This is a genomic window from Pedobacter arcticus A12 (genome assembly GCF_000302595.1).
GTDB lineage: Bacteria > Bacteroidota > Bacteroidia > Sphingobacteriales > Sphingobacteriaceae > Pseudopedobacter > Pseudopedobacter arcticus.
Genome location: NZ_JH947127.1, coordinates 618,345 through 644,626, shown reverse-complemented (window position 1 = coordinate 644,626; position 26,282 = coordinate 618,345). Strand labels below are relative to the sequence as shown.

The window sequence follows — 26,282 nt, the reverse complement described above, 5'->3', positions numbered from 1 at the left end:
TTAATAAGTTCTAATCCCTTTTATATTTAGTTGGATGTTTTTCCGCTCTTTCCACACATTTTGTTCAATAGTATAGCAAACGTCAAAAGGCTTCCCTCTATTAATTTGCTCTAAATGTTCGCCACAACCAAAAGCAATGCAATCAAATAAAGAACTATCCGCTTGGCGTATGGTCATTTTTAAATGATTATTTCCCACTATACTTCCGTAACGGTACGAAGATACATTTCTACTTAAAAAAATGGGTGCCATGTTTTGTGGTCCAAAAGGCGAAAATTGGTTTAATATTCTAAAAAACTTAGCGTCAATCTCATTTAATGAAATCTCGTCTTCAATCACAATTTCTTGGGTCAGCAAATTATCTGTGATTGATGCGCAAACCACCTCTTCAAACCGTTGACTAAAAGCTTCAACATTTTCTACCTTCATGGTTAAACCAGCTGCGTATTTATGTCCGCCGTATTGTTCCAATAAATCGCTACAAGCGGTTAAAGCTTCGTATAAATCATAACCTAAAACCGAACGGGCTGAACCAGAAACCATGCCATTTGATTGTGTAAGTACAATTGTTGGACGGTAATATTTTTCCGTTAGCCTTGATGCTACAATTCCAATTACGCCCTTATGCCAGCTTTCGTGGTAAACTACGGTAGATTTTCTGTTCTCCATCTCTGGCGAATTTAAAATCATAGCCAAAGCTTGTTCGGTAATGTTGGCATCAAATTCTTTTCTTTCCGAATTTTTAAGGTTTACAATTAAACCAGCATCTTCTGCCGTTTCGGTTGAGCTGGCAATTAGCAATTTAACTGATTTTTTGGCATCATCAATTCTTCCGGCAGCGTTAATGCGTGGACCGATGGAAAAAACAATGTCGGTAATGGTAAAATCATCTGTTTTGCCTGAAAGTTCTTTCAAAGCCTGTAAACCTTTGCAGGGGTTGTCATTCAGTTTTTTTAACCCAAAATGGGCCAAAATCCTATTCTCGCCGGTAACAGGTACAATATCAGAAGCAATACTTACAGCAACTAAATCTAAATAACAGGCTACCTGTTCAAATGGGATACTGTTTTTTATGGCATAAGCCTGTATCAGCTTAAAGCCTAATCCACAACCCGAAAGTTCTTTATAAGGGTAGGGGCAATCTGCTCTTTTTGGATCTAAAACTGCGATTGCTTGTGGTAATTCATCTCCGGGAAGGTGATGGTCGCAAATAATGAAATCAATATTTTTCTCATTTGCGTAAGCTACTTTATCCACAGACTTTATCCCGCAATCTAGCGCTATAATTAGGGTATAAGCATGATTATAAGCATAGTCAATTCCTTCAGTAGAAATTCCATAGCCTTCTTTGTATCTATCTGGAATGTAATAATCTATTTTTGGATGAATTTTTTTAAAAAAAGAATAAGTTAATGCGACGGATGTGGTACCGTCAACATCGTAATCTCCATAAATTAAAATCTGTTCGTTATTTTGAATGGCTTCCTCAATCCTAGTGACTGCGGCGTCCATATCTTTCATCAAAAAAGGATCGTGTAGTTGTGATAGCTGTGGACGGAAGAAAGATTTTGCTTCATCATAAGAATTTAGTCCTCGCCTAATCATCATACTGGCAAGGATGTTCCCCACCTTTAGTTCTGCATCTATTTTCTCAACCAATTGTGCATCAGCTTTTTCCTGCGTCACCCACCTTTTTTCCATATATTTGCTTTGAATCACCCGTAAATATACATTTTAATGTAGGTGTTCAACAACACAAAATCAGCAATTTGCGGGGTTTTATTTATTTTATATCATTGATTTGAAAGTTGTAGCCTTGCTTGAAGGATCTTATTCTGTAGATGTTTCTAAAAAATTTATTCCCTTTAATCCTGCTGTTGATAAGCCTAGCGATCGTCCGGCGTCACTTTTTGTGTACATCCAGCCGTTTTTAGTGGAAACCAAAAATGATTTAATTTTAATTGATACCGGTTTGGGCTACGATAACGAAACTGGGGGTTTGGTGTTGCATGAAAATATCAAAAAAGCGGGTTATGCAGTTAACGACGTTACCAAAGTTTTAATGTCGCATCTGCATTTTGACCACAGCGGTGGAATGGTGAAAAATACTGGCGGAAGTCTGTCGATAAGTTTTCCGAATGCCGATTATTACATCCAAAGAGGGGAGTGGGAAAATGCTTATAGCAATATCTCAAAATCGTACAAAACCGAAATTTTTGATGTGGTACAACGCTCAGGGCAGATTGTGTTTTTAGAGGGTGACGGAAACATCAACGATGAAATTAGCTATGAAATTACTGGTGGACATACCGAGTTTCACCAGGTTTTTCACATCGAAGAAGATGGTGAACATGTTTTTTTTGGTGCCGATATTGTTCCAGAACCAGAACAGCTACAAAGAAAGTTTATTGCTAAATATGACCTTGATGGCCGTAAGGCAATGGAGTTACGAGAAACATATGGTAAAAAAGCAATTGAAGGTAACTGGACTTGTTTGTTCTATCATGCAAAAGCAAAATCAATTGCCAAGGTAACGGAGAAACAAGGTGCCGTGATTATTAATGAGGTTCTTCAATAATATTGAGGGAAGTGTAAAGTTCTCTTATTTTTTCTACTGTTAAAGGTTTGGAAATAAACTTATTAACGCTATTATAGGTTTCAGCTTTTGTAATATCGTCATTATAAACCGAAGAGGATAACATGTTTACACACACGTTTTTATCTATTAGATTTTTTATAGTTTCAAACTCTTCTAAAAATTCCCAGCCGTTCATAATGGGCATGTTAATGTCTAGGAAAATAATATCCGGTAGGTTTTCTTGAGCTTCTAAATTCGACTTAATATAATTTAAACCTTCTAACCCGTTTAAACGAGTATTGACCTCGGTTTTTACAGCGATTTTATCAATCAACCTAGATGCGATAAAGTTGTTTATCTCATCATCGTCAATAATCAAAATTTGTAGAAGGTCGTTTTTCATTAATGTTTAATACGAAATGATAAATGTGAATGTTACAAAAAATATATATATATCAAGCTTTTTTTGTTTAGTTCTGATAATCAGACGACAAAAATCGAGCCTTGTTGTTAACTCTTAGCTTATTAACGGGAACGTTAATCATTTTATTTCTTAATGATTGTTTACAGTACAGTTATTTTTTAGCCGAAATCAAAATATTGAGCTCAAAATTGTCATCAATCGCTTTGTCTCCTAAACCCGTTATAAAGTTGTTTGATCTATACTTGATGTCATATTTGGTTCGGTCAATTTTCACACCTGTTGCAGTAGCTACCAAAATATTGTTTTTTTGTTTAACAGTTGCCGGGAAAGATAGTGTATTAGCGATGCCTTTGATTGTTAATTTGCCAGTTATGATTGCCTTTTCTGGTGTCTGGTGAGTTACATTGGTGATGATAAACTGAGCATTAGGATTTTTATCTGTCGAAAAAAAATCGTCGGATTTTAAATGTCCCAATAATTTTGTTGCGCTTGTGCCAGTTAGATCGTTGTTGGTAATGCTGTTCATATCTATCTCAAATGAACCACCTGAGAGTTTGTTTTTGTTGAAATTTAATGTCCCAGAAGCTAGTTTTATTTCTCCTGTATGTGAACCGGTGACTTTTCTTCCGGTCCATTCTATTTTTGATTTGTTTAAATCTAAAATATAAACTTCATCCTTTGTAGAAAATGAGGAGAAAATGGAAATTGCGGTAATTGCTAATATTGATAAGTAATTCTTCATTATTTAAAATTTTAATTTGCAAACTAAGCAAAACTAAACGTTTAAACATATTTTTAATTATCTGTTGGAGGTTATTTTAGTTTTTTTAGATTAACTAAAATGCTGTTTGGGAAAATAGAGCGTAAAAGTTGTACCAATGTTTGGAGTGCTTTCTATTTCAATTCGTCCATTTAAGGTATCCATATGTGATCTTACGATAAACAGTCCAATTCCTTTACCTTCAATATCATGATTTATACGCTGGTATAGGTTAAATATTTTGTGTTTATGTTTTAAAAGATCTATCCCAATTCCATTGTCATTAAATCTTAGAACTGTGTTGTCGCCCTCATCAAACGCTTGTACCTCAATTAGCAGTTTCCTGTCGTACGTTCTAAACTTTATGGAATTTGTTATTAAGTTTGTTATGATGCTTAAAAAAGCATGTTTAGGCAACATCAATTTATTAACCTTTAAATCGAAATCAATATTCAGATCATTATTAGGTCCCTGCTCTTGAATGCTTTTAATCACAGACTGTATAGTTTCGGCGATGTCTATTTTTTCTAACGATAAATTACCAGATTTATCATGCGCCACTAGCTCAACTAAATCATCTAAAATAGTTTCTAGTTTTTTGATAGATAGGTCTATTTTATCGAAAATTATAATGTTCTCTTTATCTAAGAAACTTTGATCTATCATCTGAGAGAGAGACAAAATGTTTACCACTGGACCACGGATGTTATGTGAGGTGATGTAAGCAAATTTCTTTAACTCATTGTTACGCCTGATTAGTTCGTCAGATACTTTTAATACTTCTAATTCTTTCTGTTTAAGCTCTTCAATACTTAATATGATACCTGATATTTTAAATGGTTTTTGATTCTTTAGGATTATTTTTGAGGATGAGAGAACGTAAATATATTGCCCCTTCGCGTTCTCGACTCTCAGCTGAGTCATTTTTTTGGTAGGAATATTTAAATTTTCCGTACAGAATAATGGTTGCGCAAGTTTTAGATCATCAGGATGTATTTTGTCGTAAAATTCCTCGAGCGTAAGGTTGTATTCATCTTTATAACCCAAAACAGCTTTAAAACGAGAGTTAAAGGTTGCTTTTTTAGTTTCGATTTCCAATTCCCATAAACCAATATTAGAACTGTTTAAAATAAGCTCAATTTGTTCTTTATTTTCATTGGCTAAATGCTCGGCTTCTTTACGTTGCTCAATTTCTTTAAGCAGTTTGGCTGTACTTAGTCTTACTCGATTACGCAATTGACTGTTAATCAACATTATTACAATTATAATGATGATGATAAATGTTGAGACGTATATAAGCGGGAGGTAAAAGCGGGATAAACGGTTTTCGTTCGATTCGTAAATTAAGCCTTTTAAAGAGTAGTTGTTATCTGCAATTCCAAGTCTTTGAAGAATCGTTAACATGTATTGCCATCTCCCTAAGTTGGTGTGACCAATCTCAACCAAATTGGGCATAATGAGCTTTTTTATTTCTTTAGCTTCATACTCTAAGTTTTTACGGCTGGTTCCGTAAGCTCTTACGTCCGGCAACGTAAGAATGTAGTTTATTATTTCATTTTCGTGACTTAAAGCGTATTTCCATCCTTTTAAAGATGCTTCAATAAAAGCATCGGTTGTTTCTGTGTTTCTGTAGGCAAACTTTTTTGTAGTGAATAATATATCACCATAGAAATCCACACCGTACTCTTCTGGCCTCATGATATTAAAATCGTAGCCCATTGCTTTTAATCTTTGAGGTTGTGACGCTATAAATGTTATTACGGCATCCACGCTGTCTTTATAGATATCCTCAGAATCTTTTAAACGTGGCCCTATCTTTATTTTGGAGATATCAATTCCTTCTTTTAAAAGAATCGTTTTAAAAATACCCCAGCCTTGTCCGTCTTCAATTAAAATATGTTTACCAACTAAGTCTGCCGGTCTTAAAATGTTTTTTGTTTTTGAACTAATGATGCAATAGCCCGATGACTGCATGATAGTTGCGAGTACTACCAGATTGTTTTTCGTGTATTCTTTAGATAAAATACCAGGGTCGTAAACCCCAATATTAGCTTTCCCTTCTGTAACGTTTTTTACAGGAGAAATATGTGGCCCGCCGGGAAGTATTTTTACATTAAGACCTTTTTCGGCATAAAATCCTTTTATTACTGCTGCATAATAACCTGCAAACTGAAACTGATTACGCCATTTTAGCTGAAGTTTAATGGTATCGGTAATTAGAGGTGTTGAGGCACTACATTGGGAACTGTGGAGATTTGAGATAAAGAGTATGCAGTACAAAACAATAATTAATTGCTTTTTAAATATAGTTTTACTACAAGGTTTACGCATAAAATAACTCGACAAAGAATGAGTAATGAAGCAAGTACCTAAAGATAAATGTTTTTGTTAGACTTAAGTTAATCTTTTTTAATAAAAAAACCGTTGCCTTATGGACAACAGTTCTATTGTTATGGATGTGTTTTTAAGTTTTATATTGTAAAGCTACTTAAGCTAACAAACTCTTTTACTCGGCTGGCAATTTCATCCTGGCTTAGGTTTTTAATTTTCTCTGTGCCAAACTTTTCTACGCAAAAAGAGGCTAAAGCAGAACCAAAGATGATGGCGTTTTTCATGTTCGAAAAGTTGATTGTTCCAACTTTTGCTAGGTATCCAATAAAACCGCCTGCAAAAGTATCACCTGCGCCTGTTGGGTCAAACACTTCTGCTAAAGGCAAGGCAGGAGCAGAGAAAATTTGATCGCCATGGAACAGAAGTGCGCCATGCTCTCCTTTTTTGATGATTAAAAATTTAGGTCCCATTCCAAGAATTTTTTTGGCCGCTTTTACTAAAGAATATTCTCCAGAAAGTTGGCGAGCCTCTGCATCATTAATGGTTAAAACATCTACTAATTTGATGGTCTCTAGCAAATCATCCATTGCAATGTCCATCCAAAAGTTCATGGTGTCCATTACAATTAGCTTGGGGCGTTTATGCATTCTTTTAATTACCGTTTGTTGAATCTGCGGGGTAAGGTTGCCCAGCATTAGGTATTCGCAGTCTTGATAAGATTCAGGAATGATAGGGTCAAAATCGGCCAGCACATTTAGTTCAGTAACAAGGGTATCCCTACTATTCATGTCGTTATGGTACTTTCCCGACCAAAAAAAAGACTTTTCCCCAGCTTTTATCTGTAATCCTTCAACATTAATTCCGTGATCCGCAATTTCTTTGATATCTTCTTTGTGGAAATCATCGCCAACAACAGCAACTATTTTTGTTTTTTTATAAAGATAAGATGCTGCTAAACTAGCATAAGTGGCCGCTCCGCCTAAAATTTTGTCCGTTTTTCCGAAAGGAGTCTCTATAGCATCAAATGCTACAGTGCCTATAACAACTAAGCTCATAAATTTTAAATTTTTTTTTACAAATATTGCATATTTAATTTAAAATACCGAACATTGCACTCCCGAAAGGGCAGAGGCTTAAAAAGCTTTTGAAATAGCCAGAAATTCCTAAGTAGCTCAGCTGGTTAGAGCATCTGACTGTTAATCAGAGGGTCCCTGGTTCGAGTCCAGGCTTGGGAGCAAGATAAAAGCCTCACAGAAATGTGAGGCTTTTTTGTTTATCGAGCGCTAGATAGGCTATATAATATAGGACTAGTAAGTTTATCCCGTTTAAAAATGCAATCCAAAAAAAAATCAGCGTCCTCTAAAGAAGAAAACGCTGATCAATTGATTATATGGTGATTGTTATTTATGCAACTCTTTTAACAGAGAGAACTTCAACCTCACTTTGCTCGCCATCTAAAACCCAGTTAACTTTATCACCTTCTTTACAACCTACTAGTGCTAAACCAATTTTAGTTAAAATAGATTCAGTATTGTTTTTTCTTCTTGCTTTATCCGGGCCAACAAATGAGTACGTTTTTTCTTCGTTTGTACTATGGTTTTTGATGGTAACAACCGTATCAACAGTAACAACATCTGCAGGCAAATCTTTTCTTAATACTTGTTCGGCGTGTTTTAATTGTAGTGTTAGTACTGCCTCTTCTGTTGGTGTTACTTTTCTCTTTCTGATGTGATCTTTGATTAAATCGTAGACACCGGTTGTTAAAATAATGTGTTTTGGATTTTCTTCGATGATATTTTCTGACATGTTATTGTTTTTTATATGGTATTGGCCTTGCTCATTTTCTTAGATGCATCCCAAATTGAAAAGTATATCCAATTGATGGATATTCCTGTCAAATACAAGAAAACCGCTTAAAGCCGTAGTATTTAATTTTACGAAAAATGTTGGAGGAGGTACCCTGCCTTGAGATTTAGCAGGGATTAATTTATAAAGTCCTTATTGCTCTTCAGAAAAGAACGATCAAGAACGTGTGTCGATAAACAAATAAAGTTTAGCGCACAGGTGTTTTTATATAAAAAAGCAGCTAAGTTCATGTGTGAATCTGTTTTTTTATAAAAATAGAGAATTATCTGATTTTAAAAGAATTTGATAGCAATTATGACGTTGAAAGGTGAAATAAGACCTTTCTGTTTACAGAACTTTGTTCTATTACTAACGATGGTATTTGCTGGGTGACGTTGAGTGTGCAATTAGTCCAGTTTTGTTAAAGCACTTCCTTTATGCGCTGCAATATGGTTGGTTTTGTCGCTTTTAATTTCATATTGTGGATCGTTTTTGCTTGCATGGTGAGTATAGCCTTTATAGTCGAAATCTCGGATATGCACTTTTATGATTTTTCCGCTAACTCGGCCTGCTTCTGAATTCCAGCTTACATGGTCTCCTGTTTTATATTCTTTACTCATAATTATCGTATAAATAATAAGGTCATCATCTGGGTTTTATTTGTCATCCAAAGGAGGGAGTTCCTCTTTGTTCAGAAATCCATTAAAAATAGACTTTTGCTGTTTTTGCGGTTCAGAAGACCTGTCAGCATCTAAACCTAGATCTAATTTTTTAGTTTCTTCAACCTGTTGTTTGATGAGTTTTTTGCTTTTTTGAATAGACTGTCTGTCTTTTTTGCTTGTCATTCTGTTTGTTTTGTGAATAATTTAAAGCAAAATTTAAACCATTTATATTTGCGCAATATAAACGGCGGTATTTGTATCGCTATAAGCGAAGAAATATTTCTGTACATGTACTATTTCTTTGAGCGCTTTCCAGTATCCGCATATTTGACGTCTTGCATTAAAAGCTTGAATAAATCGTTATAATAGTGAGGCCTACCATTTGTGCGAAAGATATTTTTCATAGATTTGTCCAACAGTTTCTTTAAAGTAGATAAAATAGATCTTGAGAATTCTTTGCACATATATTCTATTATTTACGCTGACACTCCAGTCTTTGTATTACAGTGTTATGACGGTAGAATATCAGGGGCATTTAACAGAATATATCGCAAAATGTGTAAATAAAGATAAACCTCAGCTTCATTGTAACGGTCAATGTGTTTTCATGAAGAAAATGAAACAACAAGACGAGAAGCAAGCAAAAAAGAATTTGGTAGCTTATGAATATAGTGCATTTTATATACATAATGAATGCTATACCATTAACCTGTATACACCAAAAGAAGAAATTAACGAAAGCCAATTTTCACCTTATCTAATTGGTTACAGATTTAACTACCATACTTCCATATTTCGCCCTCCCGTTAGCGATTTCATCCCAGTAGTAGCAGCTTAAGTGTTTTTAGATCATTAGTTCAATTGATATTTCTTTGTCTTAGCAATTTGATAAAAGATTAGCATAATCTGTTGTTTTAAGCAAATGGCAATTTTAGATTGACACAAACTGTGTTGTTTCTTTTTTAATGCTATTGATACGCCTACTGGTTTTTCCTTCCATTATTCATTATACAATGTTTCATCATGAAAAAAATATTATTTTTTCTCACGGCATTATGCTTTGTGGTAGCGTCTTGTACAAAAAAAAAGACGGATTACGAAGCAGAAATAAATACCGTAGTTACCGAACATTATGAGTTTAAAGAAGCTGTCGCCATTACTAATTCAGGCTACGCTATCAGTATTGAAGCTTTAAACGGAACTTTTTACAAAGGCTATAACGAAATCCGTTTGAAGATCACCGATAAACAAACTCATATCGAAGTAAAAGCATCTAACGTGACTTTTTTGCCAATTATCACAACTGCTAATGGGCAAACTATTTCCTGTCCGCACAGCTACAGTTTGGACTACCAAGCGGATAGTCAATATTATTCTGGTTATGCGGTATTCACGAAAGAAAGCAAGACCAATGAAAATTGGGACTTATACCTCAGTTTTACTATTAATGGTCAAAGCTACTCGCTGAAACAAAATATTTCTGTAAAGGAGCAAACCAACAAAAACCTAAGCATGACAGCATTTACTGGGAAAGATGAGGAACAGTATTTTATTGCGATAGTAGCTCCGCAAAAGCCAAAAATTGCCGAAAACCAATTGATTGCTGGTATTTACAAAAACAATAAACCTAGCAATCCGTCATCGGGAGTTTTTCCAGATCCGTCACAGTTTTCCTATAGTGAAGTAAGCGACTATGTTTTACAGCTTGATCCGCGGATGCCAGAGCCTTCCATGGGTAATCATTCCTCTCTCAATAATAGAGATTTGATCCAACGTAATGATGGTTTATACGCTGGGGTGGTGAATTATACCATGACGGGGAACTGGACATTGAACTTTATCCTACTCAATAAAAATGGAAGAATCTTGAAAGGAACCGAGGTATCCAAAGATTTTACACCAGGAGTAGAAGGTGCCAAAAGCGACTTATTTATTGATATTTTATTCTAGCAATTATGAAAATATTAAGTATTGTTTTGGTGTTTTTGGGATTAAATGTAAATGCACAAAATGCTCCACTGCAAAGCGACAGTACAAGACTTCTTAAAGAAGTTAAAGTAATTGGAACTGCAAAAAGAAAAATTGAAACGGAGCTAAAGATGGCAGTTTCGGTTGATGAGTTTTTGGCATCTTCTGAAAATATAAGTTTTATTAAACGTGGTGCGTATGCATGGGAACCTTTGCTTAATAACATGAGTTCCGAACGTTCTACGCTAACTATAGATGGAATGCATTTGTTCGGAGCTTGTACAGATAAAATGGATCCAATTACGTCTTACGTGGAAAGCAACAACCTTTCTACAATTGATATAAAATCTGGGCAGGAAGGAAGTATGCATGGGGCAACGGTTGCAGGAAGCATTGATTTAAAAAGAAAAAGTACGCCGTTCGGGATGGAAAAGAAAGTAAACGGCACTTACCAAAGTGGCTTTGAGTTCAATAACAATCAGCTATTTAATTTAGGAAATGCATCTTACTCCTCACAAAAGTTTGTAGCAGATGGCAGTGTTTCTTTCAGGAAAGCGGGCAATTATTACGACGGAAATAACAACAAAGTAAACCATTCTCAATACCAAAAATTCAATTCATCTGTGGGTTTGGCTTTAAAAGCAAGTCCGCTATCTTGTTTAAGAGTAGATGCCATTTATGACCAGGCAAATGATGTAGGGTTTCCTGCACTTCCGATGGATTTGTGGCTTTCTAGGGCAATTATTACTTCAGTTGCTTACAAGAAATTATTTGAAGAAGGGTTAGTGAAAGTATGGGATACCAAGCTTTATTTTAACGCCATTGAACATTACATGGATGACACCACGCGTCCCGAAAATTTAGTACACATGGATATGCCGGGTTGGAGCACCACCTACGGTTTAATTTCGAAGGTAAATCTTAAAAAAGGAAACTATTCTTCAGAGATTCAGCTCAATGCCTACGATAATTTATCTATCGCAGAAATGCGGATGTACCCACAGGACAGAAACAAGCGAACCATGTTTGCTTACAGCTGGCCTTGGGTTTCTACTCGTTTCGCCGGACTTTCTATGAACAATTCTTTGGAAGTTTCGGAAAGAAGTCAGGTAAATTTTGGAGTAACTTTGGGTTTGAATTATAACCACTCAAAATATGTGGAGTTCAACTGGATTTTCCATCCCGGAGCATCCCAAAGCAAAACCAGAATATTGCCAGGTTTACATGCCAGTTATCAGCTCCACATTAATGAGTTTGATTTTTCTGTTGGAACAGGATATGGACATCGGGCGCCTTCTGTTTCCGAAGGATACGGATATTACATCTACAATAGTTTTGATCGTTACGATTACATCGGAAACCCAAATTTAAAGAATGAGGTTTCTTACGAGGCCAATGCGAGCGCAGGTTTTACCAAAGAAAAAATGGGCATCCAAGCTAAGGTCAATTATTTCTATATCGAGAATTACATCATCGGCAGAATTTTAAGTTTAGGAAGCCCGATGAATTACCAATCGGTAGGCGTAAAAGGTTATACTTTCTTAGATCACGCTAAAATTTTCAACCTATCATTGAACACGCACTATAATTTTTCGGATGATTTACGCTGGAAAGGAACGCTAACTTATGCCCACGCGGTAGACGAGCAAGACCAGACTTTGCCTTTCATCAGACCTTTGAGTTACCAAACCAGTCTTCGTTATGTGAAAAACAAAATCAGTTTGCAAACCGCATTGAACGGCGATTTTACGCAGAATAATTACAGTCCGCAATATGGCGAGGACGAAACGCCAGCTTACGTGACTTGGAATATTTCTGCGGATTACACTTTCAGTTTTAAGAAACTTAAACCTGTTATACAGGTTGGTGCAGAAAACTTGCTGAACAAACAATACAGCACTTATGCAGATTGGGGAAATATCCCAAGGATGGGACGAAATATTTTCACTTCCTTGAAAGTCAATTTTTAAAATGAAGCGAGTTTTTAGCGTTGTTGTAGTGGTTTTATCCTTGCTGATGGTGTTTCAGCAAGCCTTTATGATCGTGTGCTTTAAACTGAACCAAGATGCTATAGAACAACGGTTTTGCATTAACAAAAATGCTCCGGAATTGCAATGCCACGGCGCTTGTCATTTAAAAAAGAAATTGCAAGATGCTGAAAGTAAAGATTCCACCGTTCCAACCTTTAAAGGAGTGGATATGTTGTTTTTCCCGATTCCTTTGTTTGAGGTGAAAAATCTGGTAACGGAAATTAGGACGGCAGACTATTCTTATCAGCAGATTGCCTATGAAGAACCCGGTCAAGAAGTGATTTTGCCACCGCCTTGGTTTGTTTGAGTACATCAACAATCACCATTAGAAATTATAAAAGCATAAAATTTACAACAATAAAAAAATGGAAAAATTAAAACAAATCTTTTTCTTAACGCTTGCAACATCAGCTTTAATATCGTGTAGTAAGGATGATAAAATCCCAGTAGCCAATAACCTAACTTTACACTTTAACAATACGTTTAAAACCAATGCCATTGTTCTTGGCGGTGCTACCTCTACAGCGCTACGGTAAATACTTCTGCTAAGGGACAAGTTCATCACCTATCAGAATTAAAATACGTGATTAGTAACATCCGTTTGGTAAAAGCAGACGGTACTGAGTTTCCGTACCATGTGAACGACCTAGATAAAGGAGCAACGGTGGTTAACCAGGCCAAACCGCAAACTTTGGATTATGTACTTAGCAATATACCTGCTGGAGCGTATAAACAGATTAAATTCGGCTTAGGGATAAAACGAGAGTTAAATACTTTGGATCAAGTAAAATTCCCTAAATTTTATGTAGCCACTGGTGCAAATGATACCAAAATGATGTGGGAGTGGGGAACGGGTTATCGTTTTACTAAGCTGGAGGGCTTTTATGAAGCCGACAATAAAGAAATGTCTATCCATACCGGAAGCACCATTGAAGGAACTGCGGGCGCCTATACACAAGGTGTGGATGCCTACCGAGAAATTGTGTTGGATTTAACAACGAATGCCGTGGTAGGTCGCAAAGTTCCAAAAATTACCATCTATGCAGATTTTGATAAATTGTTGAGTGGAAAAACAAATACACTTACGTTGAAAACAGGAACCGGAATGGGAGATAATGCCACACCCAATATCCATACTGCAGATCAAATGGTGAAGTTTGTTGATAACTTAGGTGGCGATGGAACCAGCGATATTAAAGGAATGTTTGCTATAAGCAATGTAGAAAACTAAGATAAAAAAGAGTCATCGAACAGGGGGCTCTTTTTTTTAATATTCACCGATAGATTCATTTTAAAATGAAAAAAACTTTTGGAGTTTTAGTGCTTTTCTTCCTGTTTATAGCTTGTCATAAAGCTGACATTGTGGAACCTATTGTAGAAGAGAATCCAGAACTTTCTTTAGCTGTTCCTGCGGATTTTCCGGAGATGAATACTTCAGTAGCGCAGAATAAGCCCACAAAATTTGGAGTAGCGTTAGGTGAAAAACTATTCAACGAAAAACGATTCAGCGTTGCAAATACCATTTCATGCGGAAGCTGTCACCAAAAGGAAAATGCCTTTGCTGATCATCACCCAAAAGGTGTAGGCGTTTATGATCGGGTGGGTTTGCGTAATGCACCTCCAGTTCAGAACATGGCGTTTATGAAGTTTTATAATTGGGACGGCAATGTGCTACAGCTTGAAAAACAGCCCTTAGTCCCTATTATTACGCATGAAGAAATGAATTCTTCTATTGTAGAGGTGATCAGTAAAATTAGTGCGGGTGGCGAGTATCAAAAGCTGTTTAAAAAAGCTTTTGGCGATATAAATATTACTCCTGATCGCATTTACCGAAGTATTGCGCAATATGAATATACCCTAATTTCTGCCAATAGTAAATATGATAAAGTAAAAAGAAATGAAGGCGAGGTGTTTACCGAAACTGAAAAACGCGGTTATCAAGCGTTTTTAAACAAATGTGCCACTTGCCACAGTACGGGGCTGTTTACCGACCAAAGTTTTAGGAATGTTGGTTTTCCGTTGAATCCAAGTACAGAAGAAGCAGGACGTAGTAGAGTGACAGGAATTCCTTCCGATTATAGGAGCTTTCGGGTACCTTCTTTACGGAATGCAGAATTTACAGCACCTTACGGAAGTTTCGGGCAGTTTGCAGCTTTGATAGATGTGCTGAATTATTTTGACAATGGCGTTTTAGATGCCGATAACCTTGATCCTATTTTGAAAGCAAACGGCAACAGAATCCCGCTAACAGAAACAGAAAAACACGATATCATTTCTTTTATTAAAACTTTGAGCGATGAGGATTTTGTGGGGAGGTAAGTTGTTGATATAGCTACTTAGCTAATTCAAAAACAATCCTCAACGCACAACCCATTCTTCCAGCACTGCTCACCCTCCGCTCCGTCACCCAAACTACCCCCGTCACCTCGACGATAGGAGAGGTCTGCAAGTAAATAGCACCTGGGCACTCGTTCCAGCACTCCACAACCCCACACCGTCACCTCGACCCAAGGAGAGGTCCCTAAGTCCTTTGCGAATACTCCATCTTTCCAGCACCCACCCCGTTTGTATTATTCTGTTTATTTTCCTAAGCTTGCCAAAGCAATGCAATATTCCCTCAACACCTACCTCAAAGCCCTCACCTGCCTCAAACGCGGAAACACCCCTATGGGCATGCACCGCATAAGCCAGTTTACTCATTAGCATGATAGAACTGCTAGAGAAAGGCATGCTGAAATAAAACAAAGTGTACATCAATGCTGATCTGGTAGGTACGTTTAAAGAGAACTGGCAACTCTTGGTGAATACCCTGCACCAAGTCGATTTTACCCAACCCTTTTATTATTTACAGAGCGATAAAGTAGCAGGCCAGCGCTTTTGGTTTTTAATCCCCAATACCGGTTGCCAAATCAATGCACACATCAAAAGCGTAAACACATTGGCGGCTACGGTAGCCTATGGTTCTTTTTCGGCAGAACTGTTCCTGCTGTTAATTGATCCCTTTTCCCGCAACGTCATCAAAGAAACTTTGCTCCAAACCTATTTTTCTCACACCCGCCAAAACCTCACGGGTGTACAAAAGGAGGGTGGCTATATCCAACAGCTGGAACACTATATCCTTAATGAGCCAGAAGCTGAATACAGAAGAATTAAAATAGAAACATAAGAAGATGTTTTTGTACGCGGGGGCCTATTTAAAAAACTGGTGCCTAAAGCCTATGCCACTACTTGCAGTTTTACGGGTATGCGGTTAAGCTCTACTCACGGGCATCACTTTATTGATGCCTGCCATATTGTGCCTTTTAGCCTTACCCGTGACGAAAAATCAGCAATGGCATTGCCCTCTGCCCCAATATGCACCGGGCTTTTGATAGGGGACTGTTAAGTGTTGATGAAAACTACCGATTGCTCGTATCTCCCGGAGTGATTGAAAACCCTACGCATGATTATAGCATCAACAAATTGGACGGGAAACAAATCCACCTGTCACCGGGCGAGCAATACTATCTCGCACAGGAGAATCTGGCTTGGCATAGGGAGAATGTTTTTAAGGGGTGAGATTTTTTTAAATTAGATGACTTCCAGAATTTTAAATTACTACTTCTGTTACTATGACTTGTCGAAGTTCTTCTCTTATCGCTGCTGTTCTTACTGCTTTAAACGATGTTTCTTTAGTTACTTAGACATAATTTATGTTTCTTGTCTAAGTTGTTGTCAGTGATATTGCTTTTGTTACTATAATTTGTCTAAGTCCTCCTCTTGCAACTTTGAACAATGTTTCTTTAGTTGCTTAGACAGAATTTATGCTTCTTGTCTAAGTTGTCGTTAATGATGTTGTCTTATCTGCAGTTTATATGACAACTCTTATACTTTATTAAGAATCTTGTTGAGTTGAAAGAGATGTAGGTCTATCTGTTTTAAGATTTATACTTCATAGCCTTAATAAGCGCTTTGTTGCGTTGGTCTGAACGGGGAGTTCTGCAATGAAATAACAGCCCAAATTGCTGCGGGTATCCAGCCTATTAAGGTAATCTGTAAAATCAGGCAGATAATACCCGTAATTATTCTCCCTCTTAAAATAAAAGAAATAAAAGGAAAAAATATGGCTATTAATGTCATCATGTTTCTTTGAGACCTAAAATTAAGAGAAAATTTAGACATTTTATAGGAGTGATCCTGCTAAAATACTAGAAAACACTGATTCTTGCCCTTAGTTAAATCCATACTTTTATCTTATCCCACACATCACCTCGAACGAAAGAGAGAAGTCTCCCATTTCTCCTTTCAATATTTATTTATTTTACTAATATTTTTAGTATTATATTTGTAGCCCATCTTTATAATTCACAGCAATTAATTACAAAAGCTGAGGGGAGGAAAGCGTTATGGCGACAGGAGCAACAAAGAGAAACATCATCAGCCGGCTAAAAGAAGACATTTTGCGTTTGGAAGGTTTTAAATCACCTGCCACTGGCAAAGAAGTGAGTTTTGGATTGGAGATGTTGGAAAATGCTTTTCCTTATGGTGTATTCCCAAGTTCCGCTGTACACGAGTTTTTATGCGATGAGGAAGAAGATACCGCCGCCACCAACGGTTTTTTAGCGGTATTGCTATCCATATTGATGCAGAACGGGCGGTCCTGCATCTGGATCAGTCCTTTCCCTCAGGTATTTCCTCCCGCCTTAAAAAATTATGGCATCCATCCCGACCGTATCATCTTCATACAGCTCCGTCGAGATCGGGATATTCTTTGGGCAATGGAAGAAGCTTTAAAATGCAGTGCTTTGGCAGCTGTAATTGCCGAACTGCAAAACCTCACCTTTGCCCAATCCCGACGTTTGCAATTGGCAGTAGAAAACAACCGGATAACAGGATTTGTACTGCGCAAAGACAGTAAAAAAATCACCACCACTGCCTGTGTAGCCCGTTGGCGCATCAGTCCTCTGCCCAGTTTTTCGGAAAAAGGTCTGCCCGGTGTGGGCTTTCCGCAATGGCAGGTAGAACTGTTAAAGGTAAAAAACGGCCAGCCCAGCGTATGGAAAGCCACCCATACACCAGAAGGCTTAACGGTAAAAAGCACAGAAAAAAGCAATACACTTTTACCAGATTCATTAACCGTTAAAACAGGAACCTGATGCAAAAACGTTACCTGTCTTTATGGTTCAAACAATTGCTGACCGACCAGCTCGCCATTGCCAATCCCTCACTCAATGAAGCGCCATTAGTAATTGCGATAAAAGAGAGAGGCAGGCAATCGGTAAAATGCTACAATAACTTTGCGCTTAAACAGGGCATAAAACCGGGGATGAGTATTGCCGATGTAAAAGCTTTGGTGCCGGATGTGGTTGTGGAAGATGATGAGGAAGGCACAGAACGCCATTTGCTCAAAGATTTGGCCGAATGGTGTATCCGCTTTTCACCCATTGTCGCCATTGATGAACCCGATGGTTTGCTGATCGATCTTACCGGCTGTTGTCACCTTTGGCAGGGAGAAGTCCCTTATTTGCGGGAACTATTAACGCGACTCCGGAAAAAAGGTTATCAGGTGCGTGGCGCCATTGCTGATACCGCCGGTGCCGCTTGGGCAATTGCCCGCTATGGCAAAGAGAAAGCAATTATCGCCAGTGGCGAACATTACCATGCGGTTTTAAGCTTACCACCTGTGGCATTGCGCTTAGAAAACAATTTAGTGCAACGCCTGCATAAACTGGGCCTGCACCGTATCGAAAACTTTATCGACATCCCTCGTTCGGTACTGCGGAGACGGTTTGGGGAAGCGCTGCTGTTGAGGATCGCACAGGCAATGGGCAAAGCAGAGGAGTTTTTAAAGCCCATTTACATTCCCGAGCCTTATACCGAACGTTTGCCCTGCTTAGAACCCGTCCGTACTGCAGAAGCCATTGAAATCGCTATCCAAAAATTATTGGAAGCCCTATGTGGCCGTTTGCAAAAACAAGGCATGGGTTTAAGAAAAGCGGTGCTGGCTTGTTACCGTATAGATGGAAAAGTGGTTTCCGTCTGCATCGGTACCCATAAATCCACCCATCATATCCAGCACCTGTACCAGCTTTTAAAAATGCGGATTGTAAATATCGAACCCGCGTTGGGGATCGAGCTTTTTGTGTTGGAAGCTTCGGGAATAGAGCCTGTGGAGCTTTTGCAACAGCCAATATGGACAAGCTCCCATGAAAGCGATGAGCAATTGCTGGCCGAAGTTTTAGACCGTATTGCGCTTCGGGCCGGGAAAAATGCCATACAGCGTTACCTTCCGCAAGCGCATTATTGGCCCGAGCGTTCCATTAAAAAAGTAAACAGTCTGGAGGAAAAACCGACAATCCCTTGGCCAACCGACAAACCCCGACCAACACATTTACTCGCTGTACCGCAACCGGTTTTGGTTTCGGCACCTATTCCAGATTATCCGCCTATACTGTTTGTTTATAAAGGAAAACGGCATGATATTAAAAAAGCCGACGGTCCCGAACGGATAGAAAGAGAGTGGTGGATTGAAAGTGGCGAACATCGGGATTACTATGTGGTGGAGGATGAAACGGGCAAACGTTACTGGCTTTTCCGCTCAGGGCATTATGCAGAAGAGCGTTCAGAATGGTTTATTCATGGTTTTTTTGCTTGAGCCTGATTTTATTTTTTTTCAAATACAATGGAGTCGATATTTTGAGCGGAGATTTTGGCCTTTTCACACAGTCTTGCCTGCCTTCTTGCCGGGCAAATGGCAGTTACTTTTTTTTCCGCAAAAAAAGTAACCAAAAAAATTCTCGCCTGCGCCGGTTGCTACAAGGGGAAGTGCTTAAACTTCTTCATCATTTCCGCAACCGCCAAGAGCGAATTAAAGGTCAATGAAGTCAGTGCTTGGGCTGGATAAAACGGATAAAGCAAAAGTTAAATATAATCATGGATTATTCAGAACTACAGGTAACCAGCAATTTCAGTTTCTTAAGAGGAGCATCGCATCCGCATGAACTGATGGAGCAGGCCGCACTTTTAGGCTATAAAAAAATCGCCATTACCGACCGTAACACCTTGGCAGGAATTGTACGGGCACATGTCGCTGCCAAAAAACACGGCATCGCTTTCATCCCGGCCTGTCGCTTAGATTTATTGGACGGCCCAAGCTTACTCGCTTACCCAACCGATAGATCCGCTTACAGCCGATTATCTGCTCTGCTTTCGGTGGGCAACCTTAGGGCAGAAAAAGGGAAGTGTTTCCTGTACCGTCAGGATGTTTTTGACCATGCCGAAGGAATTTTGTTCATTATTATTCCTCCCGACCATTTAGATAACAATTTCAATTTTTCCAAGGATTTTGTAAACGATTTAAAAGCCTATCAGAAACAGCTTGCGCCGAATTTATTTTTGGCAACGGTACGGAGTTATCAGGGCGACGACCAAAAAAGGTTGCATCGTCTCTGGGAATTATCCCAACAATTAAACATTCCTTTGGTGGCCACCAATGATGTACATTATCACCAACCGGCAAGAAGAGAATTACAGGATGTATTGACCTGTGTCCGCGAAAAATGTACCATTACTGAGGCTGGTTTTAAGCTCCATGCCAATGCCGAACGTTATTTAAAACCTATTCAGGAAATGCAACGCTTGTTTAGGCAATACCCCGAGGCCATCGCCAATGCCCAAAAAATTGCGGATGCCTGCAATTTTTCTTTGGGTGAATTAAAATACGTATATCCCGAGGAACTCACTACCGAAGGTCGCACACCGCAACAGGAACTGATACATTTGACTTGGATAGGCGCTCATGAACGTTTTGGAAAAGACATCCCACCAAAAATTGAGGCGCAGATAAGGGAAGAGCTGGCTTTTATAGAGAAAAACGATCTGCCCAATTATTTTTTAACCGTTCAGGACCTGGTCCGTTTTGCCCGGAGTAAGGCTATTTTATGCCAGGGCAGAGGTTCGGCCGCCAATTCTGTAGTTTGCTATTGTTTGGGAATTACCTCCGTTGATCCTACAAAAATCAAATTATTGTTCGCTCGTTTCATGTCCGATGCCCGTAATGAACCGCCCGATATTGATGTGGATTTTGAGCATGAGCGCCGTGAGGAAGTAATCCAGTACATTTATGAAAAGTACGGCAGAGAACGGGCGGCGATCGTGGCCACCGTAACCCAGGAACGTTATAAAGGAGCCATCCGCGATGTGGGCAAAGCCATGGGGCTTTCCGTGGATACCATCAACAACCTTTCTGCCAGTGTATTGCGACCGTCAGCCGAATGGCTGGACAATTTAGACGTGGAGGAGCAGGGCTTAAACGTAAAAGACCCTCACCTTAAAAAAACCTTGCAGCTTACCCGGCAATTAATCGGATTCCCACGGCAATTGGGACAGCATACAGGTGGTTTCGTGATTACACAGCACAAACTTTCGGACCTTTGCCCCATCATGAACGCCCGCATGGAAGACCGTACCTGTATCGAGTGGAACAAGGATGATATTGAAGCTTTGGGTTTTATAAAAGTAGATGTGCTGGCTTTGGGAATGCTTACCTGCATCCGTAAAGCCTTTGACCTGGTTAAAACACATTACAATGAGGATTTAACTTTAGCAAACGTTAAGCAGGATGACCCAAAAGTGTATAAGATGATCAGTCTTGCGGATACCGTGGGTGTCTTTCAGATTGAAAGCCGGGCGCAGATGTCCATGCTTCCGCGATTAAGGCCTAAGGAGTTTTATGATCTGGTAATAGAAGTCGCCATTGTACGTCCGGGCCCCATACAAGGCGATATGGTACATCCTTATTTACGCAGACGGAACGGGGAAGACCCAATTACTTACCCTTCCAAAGAGTTAGAAGATATATTGTCACGCACAAACGGCGTTCCTTTGTTTCAGGAACAGGCGATGGAAATTGCCATTGTTGCCGCTGGTTTTACTCCTGCCGAAGCCGATGAACTGCGCCGAAGCATGGCCACGTTTAAGGCACACGGGCAAGTGAGCGCATTCCGTCAAAAATTAGTGGCCGGCATGGAAAAAAAAGGTTATGACCCAGCATTTGCACATCGGGTTTTCAAACAGATTGAAGGTTTCGGAAGCTATGGTTTCCCCGAAAGCCACGCGGCCAGTTTTGCGCTCCTGGTTTACGTTTCCTCCTGGATAAAATGCCACTATCCCGATGTTTTTGCCTGCGCCATTTTGAACAGCTTGCCCATGGGCTTTTACCAGCCGGCACAACTGGTAATGGATGCACAAAATCATGGCGTAGAAGTTAGGGAAGTGGACATCAATTATTCTTTTTGGGACTATGTGCTTGAAGAACAGGTAGGTGAGCATAAGGCCCTGAGATTAGGTTTTAGGCAAATAAAAGGGTTAAATATGGAGGAAATAGCGTTATTGCTCAATCAAAGAAAACAGCCTTATCGCAATGTTACCCAACTATTAAATGCCGGACTTTCCCTTGCTGCTTTAGAAAAACTGGCCGATGCCGATGCTTTCCGCTCTGTTGGTCTGGACCGCAGGCAAGCTTTATGGGAAGTGGCCGCTTTGGCGGATAGCCCCATTGCCTTGTTTAAAGATCAGCCTTCCGAAAGCAGGCAGGAAGTACAGATTGCTTTGCCCTTAATGCCACAGAGCGAACATGTGGTGCATGATTATGCCAGCACCTCCTTGTCATTAAAAGCGCATCCGCTGAGTTTTCTACGTCCGCAATTGGATGCCTTGCAGGTAACCGGTAACGGGCAGCTAAAATCTGTAGCCAATGGCACAAAAGTAAAAGTTGCCGGTCTGGTGCTCATCCGGCAAAGACCGGGGACCGCAAAAGGCGTTTGTTTTGTAACCATTGAGGACGAAACCGGCAGTGCGAACACCGTAGTTTGGGAAAATATATTTAACAGATACCGTAAAGAGGTCATTGGCGCCAAACTGTTAATGATTGAAGGTAAACTGCAAAAGGAGGGGGAGGTGATCCACGTGGTAGCCGAACGCTGTTTCGATTTATCCAAACTTTTGCAACAGCTTAAAAAGAAAAACAACGCAATTAATGGGGCAGAGGTCTTTGATAGGTCAAGGAATTTTAAGTAATCTTTCCCCACCGTCATCTCAATTCCCTCCAGGTCACCTCGAACGCAAGAGAGGGGTCCCTAAATTCTTAGCACCAACCGAAATTCACGGGCTTCTGCACCCTTGTCTCCCGCTCGCGGGAGAATTAAAGACGGTGGTTAATAAGCTCAAAAGCAATACCAGCCAAACCTCCACCAGATTCCCCATCCTCCATTCCGTCACCTCGAAAGAATGTGAGAGGTCTGTAAGTCCTTTGTACTATCCCCAATCTTCGGCGCAGTAACCATATTAAAGCAGTTTAATAATCACATTAATCCTTTAATTCAACATTTTCTTGAACGGGACGTTGCCTTTTTAATTCTACAGTTTTTCCGGTATTGGTAGTATCCTTCAATAAATTTAAATTATTGAGATCGGTTTTACGTAATTCAAAATGTTCGTAACCGCCCTTTTCATTTTTAAGTGTAAATGTAATGCGGTTTTGATTCGGGTCATTATAGAAGCCTTCTAACTGTATGTTACTTCTTTTGGTATTATCAATAATATCGATCTGGTTGCCGTTTATAATCAGTTCATAATTCTTCGTTATAATTACTCCTGCTGCATCTTTCAACCTATAATTATAAAACCATTCACCGTTTAGAATATTGACATCATTCGCTGCTTTCCATTGTGATAATTCTCTAAATAAGCTGTTGTTTTTACTACTTAAATCAAGCATTTCATTTCGGAGTCTTTCGTTTTCATTTAAATGAAGGCTCTCTTTTTTAAGAATATTTTCTAAAGTTGTTGTGCGTGTCTCATAAATTTCTCTCAGCTGTAAGTATTTATTAATGGATATTTTTCGAGATTTAGATACCCTTAGGTTCCAATTTTCTCCCCACGTTTTCGTCCAAGCTAAAAAAGCATCTATACCATTTTTAAATAAGGGATAAATAAAGGTATAAGCAAACGCAGCTAATAGTGGACACCATAAGTTATTTGTAGAAGATGTATTTTGTTGTATCAAATCAATATATGAATGATAGCCATCTAGCTTTACCTCGCTATGTTTATAAAATAATAAGGCAATAATAATTTGCCAGTTGAAAACACACCATGCCAATAAAAACGAAAAGAAAAACGGACTGGATAGTCGTTGGTTTAAGTTCTTAAATAATGTAGAGATATTATCCATAAGAATTTTAGGTTGCCTCATAGTTAAGAAAAAAAACAATATCTTGTATGTATAAATGAACTAAAATCAAATTTTTATCTAAATGAAATTGTTGAAATATGAGTACACGGATGCTCCAGCAGGGTCTTATAATGATATATTAGGCGACCTCGTAAAAAAAATAAGGCATTATCATTCAAATGTTCCCCATGGTGAACTTAAGAAAGCTTTGCCTCAATTAAAGTCTATTGAAGCACAACTTCAGAGGTTAGACAGAGACATAGGGGATGAAAAACGATATTATCTGGAAGAAATCCTAAGTGAACTTACAAAAGAGAATGAAATAGAAGAAAGTCTTTTCGAAGATATAAAAGAGAAAGCAACAGCTATCTTAGATTTCTTGTATGGAACGAAATTTCAGATCGAAACCTATTCTTATGAGTTTAAAAAGCATAAAGGAGTATTTTTGATGATATTTAATGAAAATGAGGATATTGAGCATGTCGAGCTAGGAATTGTTAAAGAGGTTTTTAGGACTATTTGCTATAAGTATGAAGTGATTTTTATAGATACAGTTAAATAATTAACTTGAGTTGTATTGGTTTAATTTATATGATTTATCTGTATTTCCCATGTTCAATAATAAACATTAAGTCGTATCCTTTCTTTTCATTTAGCCATTGATCTTTTTCTACAGTAATAGTTGAACTATTATTTTGATAACTAATGGTATTGTTTTTTTTAATAGCTTCAATCAAGGCTTTAGGGAGAGGCTTGTTCAAAGCTTTACTGTATAGATGATTGCATCGCAATAAGAACTTTTCTTTAGCGTCAGACTTTAAAGAACTATCAAATATTCTCAGGTTTAATTTTAACTTTTTAGCCACATACCTTGTACCAAATATATAGTAACTGCAATCACCGTCCATAAAATCGTCACCTAATTTCTGATAGTTTGAAATCGCTTGCCATTCATCGCCTAAATCAGGCCAGTAATCTCCTGTTTCAATTCCTAATCCTTTTAAAAAATCTTTTGCAACATAAGGAGACCAACCATCTAGTTCCGAAACAGGTGGAGGCTTTAATTCTATTCGTTGCAGTTGGCGAATATCCCGCATCGTGGCTGATATTTCATCTTTGCTATGAACACGATTTACGGCAATATGTCTTCGCCATCTTAATAGACCTTGGATGTTAAAGTTGAAGTACACTAAGGCCCTTGCTGTTGCGTAGCGGTACAATTGAGGTTTAATGTGACGCTTTATCACTTTTGACGATTGTTCGTAATGTACATATAATGATAATCCTGCTAAGAGGGGAATAAATAGAACCGTGAAAAAGATAGGTAGCGAGAATTGTATTGCTACTTCGGCTTTAAGATAATCTGAATAATGTAGAACAACCTTAGCCAGAATGTATAGAAATATCGCTATGCTACTCCAAGAAAGAAGTTGTTTAAGAATATTGTTGACTTTAGCATACTCTGGCTTCGTTGTACTCACTGCATACATCCCAGCAATTATTACTACCGTTGGTATTAGTGCAAACTCTATCCAAAAACTAAAAGTGCTTAATCCTATAATGAACTCTAAGAAGACCGTGATTTTAAGAAGCGACTTTAATGTTGTTTCAAAGAATACAATTGGCTTTTTATCTTTTGCAATATTGAACATCATAACAGTTCCTGAAAATAAAAACCAGAATAATGCATCTTTTGATAAGGAAAATTCCCAGATGCCAAGGTTATAAAGTAATGCTAAGCATCCGCAGAAATACGCTAACGCCGATAAATATACTACCGATAATTTCCATGCGAACAAGGTTTTCAAAAACGGCAATGTCCTTTTCCTAGCAGGAGAATATGCTATTATAAAAATAAATGTAATTATAAACCAAGCTAAAAAAGCTGATTCTTTAGGGTTGAAACTTTCAAGCATTTATTTAAAATTCCATATGGATATTATTGATAACTATCCCAACATTCTCGCCTGTACCCAACTATCGGTTTTTTGCAAATCTTTGAACTGTTCTTCTAAACTTTGCGTCATGGATTGGATTATTTTTCCGGTCGGTTGAAAACCTATCTATTCTTGAAATCCTTAGAGCCTTTCAGAACTCTAAGGGCAGGTGTTGGGGCTACGAGCTTAAAGCTCGCACCCGCTAGGGATTTTTTTAAAATTTAGATGACTCCAGAATCTCAATTTACTACTTCTGTTACTATGACTTGTCGAAGTTCTTCTCTTATTACTGCTGTTCTTACTGCTTTAAACAATGTTTCTTTCGTTACTTCGACAGAATTTGTGATTCTTGTCTAAGTTGTTGTTAATGATATTTCACAGCTCACACTCCACACCGTCACTTCGAACGCAAGAGAGGTCTCCAAGTTCTTTAGCACTGCCCCATCTTTCCAATACCCAGCCATTTGGTAATAGCAACATAAAATTCCTTTGTTAATACACCAGATGATACTTATTGGGCAACAGCCGAGCTGTG

Annotated in this window: 25 protein-coding genes, 1 tRNA gene and 1 pseudogene; 16 read left to right on the top strand and 11 right to left on the bottom strand. The window is 38.4% G+C overall.

The window, feature by feature from the left end:
- Window positions 1–1,701 (bottom strand): single-stranded-DNA-specific exonuclease RecJ, encoded by a 1,701-nt coding sequence (gene recJ, locus B176_RS0114480; protein ID WP_017259547.1) that lies wholly within the window; start codon window positions 1,699–1,701, stop codon window positions 1–3.
- Between the two features lie 100 nt (window positions 1,702–1,801).
- Between recJ and B176_RS0114475 the strand changes: the two genes are divergently transcribed.
- The gene (locus B176_RS0114475; RefSeq protein WP_017259546.1) at window positions 1,802–2,578 is read left to right on the top strand and encodes an MBL fold metallo-hydrolase; all 777 of its coding nucleotides are present in this window, start codon (window positions 1,802–1,804) and stop codon (window positions 2,576–2,578) included.
- On the opposite strand, the gene B176_RS0114470 is transcribed toward B176_RS0114475, so the two are convergent.
- The 4 genes from B176_RS0114470 to B176_RS0114455 all read right to left on the bottom strand — a co-directional run bounded on the left by B176_RS0114470 (window position 2,559) and on the right by B176_RS0114455 (window position 7,148).
- Window positions 2,559–2,981 (bottom strand): response regulator, encoded by a 423-nt coding sequence (locus B176_RS0114470; protein ID WP_017259545.1) that lies wholly within the window; start codon window positions 2,979–2,981, stop codon window positions 2,559–2,561. The two genes, B176_RS0114475 and B176_RS0114470, sit on opposite strands and share 20 nt — an antisense overlap.
- A 172-nt stretch (window positions 2,982–3,153) precedes the next feature.
- Window positions 3,154–3,744: a YceI family protein gene (locus tag B176_RS0114465; RefSeq protein WP_017259544.1), complete on the bottom strand. Its 591-nt coding sequence runs from the start codon at window positions 3,742–3,744 to the stop codon at window positions 3,154–3,156.
- Window positions 3,745–3,834: 90 nt separating this feature from the next.
- Window positions 3,835–6,093, bottom strand: coding sequence for an ABC transporter substrate-binding protein (locus tag B176_RS0114460; RefSeq protein ID WP_017259543.1), 2,259 nt, complete (start codon window positions 6,091–6,093; stop codon window positions 3,835–3,837).
- Window positions 6,094–6,233: 140 nt separating this feature from the next.
- Window positions 6,234–7,148 (bottom strand): PfkB family carbohydrate kinase, encoded by a 915-nt coding sequence (locus B176_RS0114455; protein WP_017259542.1) that lies wholly within the window; start codon window positions 7,146–7,148, stop codon window positions 6,234–6,236.
- Window positions 7,149–7,254: 106 nt separating this feature from the next.
- Here B176_RS0114455 and B176_RS0114450 point away from each other — a divergent pair.
- Window positions 7,255–7,328 (top strand) — tRNA-Asn (locus B176_RS0114450).
- Window positions 7,329–7,497: 169 nt separating this feature from the next.
- On the opposite strand, the gene B176_RS0114445 is transcribed toward B176_RS0114450, so the two are convergent.
- From B176_RS0114445 to B176_RS0114435, 3 genes are all read right to left on the bottom strand, one after another.
- Complete coding sequence (locus B176_RS0114445) at window positions 7,498–7,899, bottom strand: GreA/GreB family elongation factor (protein WP_017259541.1); 402 nt, start codon at window positions 7,897–7,899, stop codon at window positions 7,498–7,500.
- A gap of 446 nt (window positions 7,900–8,345) precedes the next feature.
- Entirely contained in the window at window positions 8,346–8,558 is a 213-nt protein-coding gene (locus tag B176_RS0114440; RefSeq protein ID WP_017259540.1) for a hypervirulence associated TUDOR domain-containing protein, read from the bottom strand.
- A gap of 36 nt (window positions 8,559–8,594) precedes the next feature.
- The gene (locus B176_RS0114435; protein ID WP_017259539.1) at window positions 8,595–8,783 is read right to left on the bottom strand and encodes a hypothetical protein; all 189 of its coding nucleotides are present in this window, start codon (window positions 8,781–8,783) and stop codon (window positions 8,595–8,597) included.
- 328 nt (window positions 8,784–9,111) lie between these two features.
- Here B176_RS0114435 and B176_RS19695 point away from each other — a divergent pair, with 328 nt between their 5' ends.
- The 10 genes and pseudogenes from B176_RS19695 (at window position 9,112) to B176_RS21600 (ending at window position 16,156) form a co-directional block, all read left to right on the top strand.
- On the top strand, window positions 9,112–9,438 hold the full coding sequence (locus B176_RS19695) for a hypothetical protein (protein WP_017259538.1): 327 nt from the start codon (window positions 9,112–9,114) through the stop codon (window positions 9,436–9,438).
- 185 nt (window positions 9,439–9,623) lie between these two features.
- Window positions 9,624–10,550 carry a hypothetical protein gene (locus B176_RS0114425; RefSeq protein WP_017259537.1) on the top strand — a complete coding sequence of 309 codons (927 nt, stop codon included), beginning with the start codon at window positions 9,624–9,626 and terminating at the stop codon, window positions 10,548–10,550.
- 5 nt (window positions 10,551–10,555) lie between these two features.
- A complete protein-coding gene (locus tag B176_RS0114420; RefSeq protein ID WP_017259536.1) occupies window positions 10,556–12,538 on the top strand; it encodes a TonB-dependent receptor plug domain-containing protein in 1,983 nt (660 codons plus the stop codon).
- Window position 12,539: 1 nt separating this feature from the next.
- Entirely contained in the window at window positions 12,540–12,905 is a 366-nt protein-coding gene (locus B176_RS20390; protein WP_017259535.1) for a hypothetical protein, read from the top strand.
- Between the two features lie 58 nt (window positions 12,906–12,963).
- Complete coding sequence (locus tag B176_RS21300; RefSeq protein ID WP_017259534.1) at window positions 12,964–13,134, top strand: hypothetical protein; 171 nt, start codon at window positions 12,964–12,966, stop codon at window positions 13,132–13,134.
- A gap of 23 nt (window positions 13,135–13,157) precedes the next feature.
- Window positions 13,158–13,829, top strand: a pseudogene (locus B176_RS19685) (MbnP family protein); the annotation flags it as partial.
- A 65-nt stretch (window positions 13,830–13,894) separates the two neighbouring features.
- Complete coding sequence (locus B176_RS0114405; protein ID WP_017259532.1) at window positions 13,895–14,917, top strand: cytochrome-c peroxidase; 1,023 nt, start codon at window positions 13,895–13,897, stop codon at window positions 14,915–14,917.
- Window positions 14,918–15,344: 427 nt separating this feature from the next.
- Entirely contained in the window at window positions 15,345–15,764 is a 420-nt protein-coding gene (locus B176_RS20380; protein ID WP_017259530.1) for a hypothetical protein, read from the top strand.
- A 39-nt stretch (window positions 15,765–15,803) separates the two neighbouring features.
- Entirely contained in the window at window positions 15,804–15,983 is a 180-nt protein-coding gene (locus tag B176_RS21030) for a hypothetical protein (RefSeq protein ID WP_154647995.1), read from the top strand.
- Complete coding sequence (locus tag B176_RS21600; RefSeq protein ID WP_083852723.1) at window positions 15,953–16,156, top strand: hypothetical protein; 204 nt, start codon at window positions 15,953–15,955, stop codon at window positions 16,154–16,156. Before B176_RS21030 ends, B176_RS21600 begins: the two co-directional genes overlap by 31 nt.
- Window positions 16,157–16,537: 381 nt before the next feature.
- Here the strand turns inward: B176_RS21600 and B176_RS19675 are convergent, their stop codons facing one another.
- Window positions 16,538–16,720 (bottom strand): YqaE/Pmp3 family membrane protein, encoded by a 183-nt coding sequence (locus B176_RS19675; RefSeq protein WP_237739836.1) that lies wholly within the window; start codon window positions 16,718–16,720, stop codon window positions 16,538–16,540.
- Between the two features lie 263 nt (window positions 16,721–16,983).
- Here B176_RS19675 and B176_RS0114390 point away from each other — a divergent pair, with 263 nt between their 5' ends.
- The 3 genes from B176_RS0114390 to B176_RS0114375 all read left to right on the top strand — a co-directional run bounded on the left by B176_RS0114390 (window position 16,984) and on the right by B176_RS0114375 (window position 22,654).
- On the top strand, window positions 16,984–17,733 hold the full coding sequence (locus B176_RS0114390) for an ImuA family protein (RefSeq protein WP_017259529.1): 750 nt from the start codon (window positions 16,984–16,986) through the stop codon (window positions 17,731–17,733).
- Window positions 17,733–19,232, top strand: a complete 1,500-nt coding sequence (locus B176_RS0114385) for a Y-family DNA polymerase (RefSeq protein ID WP_017259528.1) — start codon at window positions 17,733–17,735, stop codon at window positions 19,230–19,232. The genes B176_RS0114390 and B176_RS0114385 overlap by 1 nt, the downstream gene beginning before the upstream one ends.
- A 278-nt stretch (window positions 19,233–19,510) precedes the next feature.
- On the top strand, window positions 19,511–22,654 hold the full coding sequence (locus B176_RS0114375) for an error-prone DNA polymerase (RefSeq protein WP_040540508.1): 3,144 nt from the start codon (window positions 19,511–19,513) through the stop codon (window positions 22,652–22,654).
- A gap of 289 nt (window positions 22,655–22,943) precedes the next feature.
- Here B176_RS0114375 and B176_RS0114370 read toward each other — a convergent pair whose 3' ends face one another.
- A complete protein-coding gene (locus B176_RS0114370; RefSeq protein WP_017259525.1) occupies window positions 22,944–23,810 on the bottom strand; it encodes a hypothetical protein in 867 nt (288 codons plus the stop codon).
- 82 nt (window positions 23,811–23,892) lie between these two features.
- Here B176_RS0114370 and B176_RS0114365 point away from each other — a divergent pair, with 82 nt between their 5' ends.
- On the top strand, window positions 23,893–24,372 hold the full coding sequence (locus tag B176_RS0114365; protein WP_017259524.1) for a hypothetical protein: 480 nt from the start codon (window positions 23,893–23,895) through the stop codon (window positions 24,370–24,372).
- A 34-nt stretch (window positions 24,373–24,406) separates the two neighbouring features.
- On the opposite strand, the gene B176_RS0114360 is transcribed toward B176_RS0114365, so the two are convergent.
- Window positions 24,407–25,726, bottom strand: a complete 1,320-nt coding sequence (locus tag B176_RS0114360; protein WP_017259523.1) for a hypothetical protein — start codon at window positions 25,724–25,726, stop codon at window positions 24,407–24,409.
- Window positions 25,727–26,282 lie beyond the last annotated feature (556 nt).